At 44.2% G+C, this 2,628-nt stretch carries 2 protein-coding genes; both read left to right on the top strand.

Going from position 1 to position 2,628, the window contains the following annotated elements; all coding sequences use genetic code 11:
* Positions 1-2,063 (top strand): GAF domain-containing protein (locus AC3DOM_RS09175; protein ID WP_487918741.1); only part of this gene is annotated, 2,063 nt, incomplete at its 5' end.
* A 10-nt stretch (positions 2,064-2,073) separates the two neighbouring features.
* A partial coding sequence (locus AC3DOM_RS09170; RefSeq protein WP_487918740.1) for a response regulator transcription factor occupies positions 2,074-2,628 on the top strand: 555 nt, incomplete at its 3' end.

The following is a 2,628-nucleotide window of genomic DNA, read 5'->3' as shown; positions in this document are numbered from 1 at the left end:
CACTTTTTGATAAGGAAGAAAATCTTATTAGCAGTGTTTATCATGTTGTTCAGAATCAACGCTTGCCTGAGCAAGAAATATCTCTGGATTCAAACCCAATTGGAAAGGTTATCGCTACCAAGGCCTCGGTTCTCCTTCAAAATATTGTGGATACTAAATCCATTGAAAACGCAGGATACGAGCAAGTTAAGACACCATTTTCTATTGTAGCTGTTCCGATGCAAACAGGCGACCAGGTTGTTGGTGTTCTTTCAGCACAAAGCTCTCAAAACAGTACCTATACTGCGGCCGATCAACAGATTCTGAGTACGTTGGGCAACCAGGCTATTATCGCCATTCAAAATGGTAATCTTTTTGCCGAGACTCAACGGCTAACAGAAAATCTTGAACAGCGCGTTATGGAACGTACGGCAGAACTTAATCAGGAGCAGCGCAATACATCTACATTGCTCGATATCCTCACAGAGGTTTCTGCCAGCCTTGATCTGGATTTGGCTCTTAATCGCACCCTCGCATTACTTAATGATACCGTTGGTGCAGAGCAAGGGACAGTAATGCTTGTCCATCCCGAAGATAATTTACTTCATTTCCGTGCAGGATATGGTTATCTTTCAAAGGCAAAAGACCGAGGAAAAAGTTTTACCCTTAAAGTTGGCGAAGGATTAGCCGGGTGGGTTGTTGAAAATCGGGATGCCGTTTTGATAGATGATCTTGATCAAGACGAACGATGGATTCATCAAGAATCTGATCTCGAGCGACATCGCAGTGCAGTTGCTGCTCCGTTAATGGTTGGCGAGGATGTTATCGGTGTCTTATTGGTCTTTAATCGTGAAGTAAATTTCTTTAGCCCGGAACAACTTAGCTTGATAAAAGCCATTGCGGGACAGGTTGCAGTGGCGATCAATAATGCCAATCTATATAAATTGATTCGGGAACAAGCTGAACGATTGGGTAGTATGTTGCGCAACGAACAGGAAGAGGCCAGCCGTTCACACGCTATCCTTGAGGCGGTTGCTGACGGGGTTCTTGTTACCGACAATGAAAACCGGATTGGCTTTATAAATGCTTCCGCAGAAAGAATACTTGGCATCGAATCCGATAAGGTTATTAGTCAAACCCTTAAAGAGTTTAGCGGTCTCTTTGGGAAAGCCGCTAATATCTGGCATCAAATTATCCGCGAATGGTCTGATACTCCAACTGAGTATCAAGAAGGCGATACCTATGCCGAACAACTGGAGTTGGAAAATGGACGGATTGTCCTGGTTCACCTGGCTCCAGTGATGCTAAGGGGTAATGATTTCCTTGGAACGGTTTCTATTTTCAGGGATATTACTCACGAAGTAGAGGTAGATCGTTTGAAATCTGAATTTGTGGCGACAGTCTCCCATGAATTGCGCACACCCATGACATCGATCCGCGGTTATGTAGACGTCCTGCTGATGGGCGCAGCCGGAGCTTTAACTGAAAATCAAGTTCATTTTCTTGAAATAATCCGGAATAATACGGAAAGGCTCAATGTTTTAGTGACAGACCTACTTGATATTTCGAGGATTGAATCAGGACGAATCACGCTTGCCCCTCAACCTGTTTCACTTGAAGAAATCACCAAAGACGTGATGGACAATGTTCAAAGCCGCTCCAAGACCGATGAGAAGGCTATGGAGTTCTCACTTGAGATCACAAAAGAATTACCCACTGTTAATGCCGACCCTGAACGACTTCGGCAGATCATTAATAATCTTGTTGAGAATGCCTATCATTACACTCCTGAAAATGGACATATAATGGTTTCTGTCCACGAAGTGAACGGAGGAGATGAGGTCCAAATTAATGTCCAGGATGATGGCGTTGGAATCTCAATTGAAGATCAGGAACAAGTCTTTGAGCGATTTTATCGTGGTGAAGATCCGCTGGTTCTTGCAACTCCAGGAACTGGATTGGGATTGGCCATTGTTAAACAATTGGTAGAAATGCACAAGGGGCGTATTTGGGCAGAAAGCTCAGGAAAAGTAGGAGAAGGAAGTATCTTTTCCTTCACACTCCCTGTTTATAAAAAGTTTTAGTGAGGATTTTATGGCAAAAATAGTCATAGCAGAAGATGAACGCGATATCCGGGATTTGATTGCCTTTACTTTGCGTTTTGCCGGGCACGAAGTTGTCACAGCAGCTAACGGTGAGGAAGCAGTTGAAATGGCAATACAAGAAAATCCTGATTTGATCATGCTGGATGTGCGGATGCCACGGATGACAGGCTACGATGCCTGCCGGGCGATAAAAGCAAACCCTGCATTTGTAAATACCCCAGTGGTTTTTCTTTCGGCAAAAGGACAAGAATCAGAAATTGAATCGGGATTGGACGCAGGTGCAGAAGAATACTTTCTTAAACCTTTTGCCCCTGCTGAACTGACAAAGCGTGTACTTGAAATTTTAGCCAAGTACGCAAATGAGACCGGAACCGACAAGTACACAAATGAGACCGGAGCCGATAAGTACGCAAATGAGACCGGAACCGACAAGTACACAAATGAGACCGGAACCGACAAGTACGCAAATGAGATCGGAGACGATAAGTACGCAAATGAGACCGGAAACGACAAGTACGCAAATGAGACCGGAAACGACAAGTAC

The organism is Candidatus Desulfolinea nitratireducens (assembly GCF_982879505.1).
This window is presented reverse-complemented; position numbering and strand designations above follow the sequence as displayed.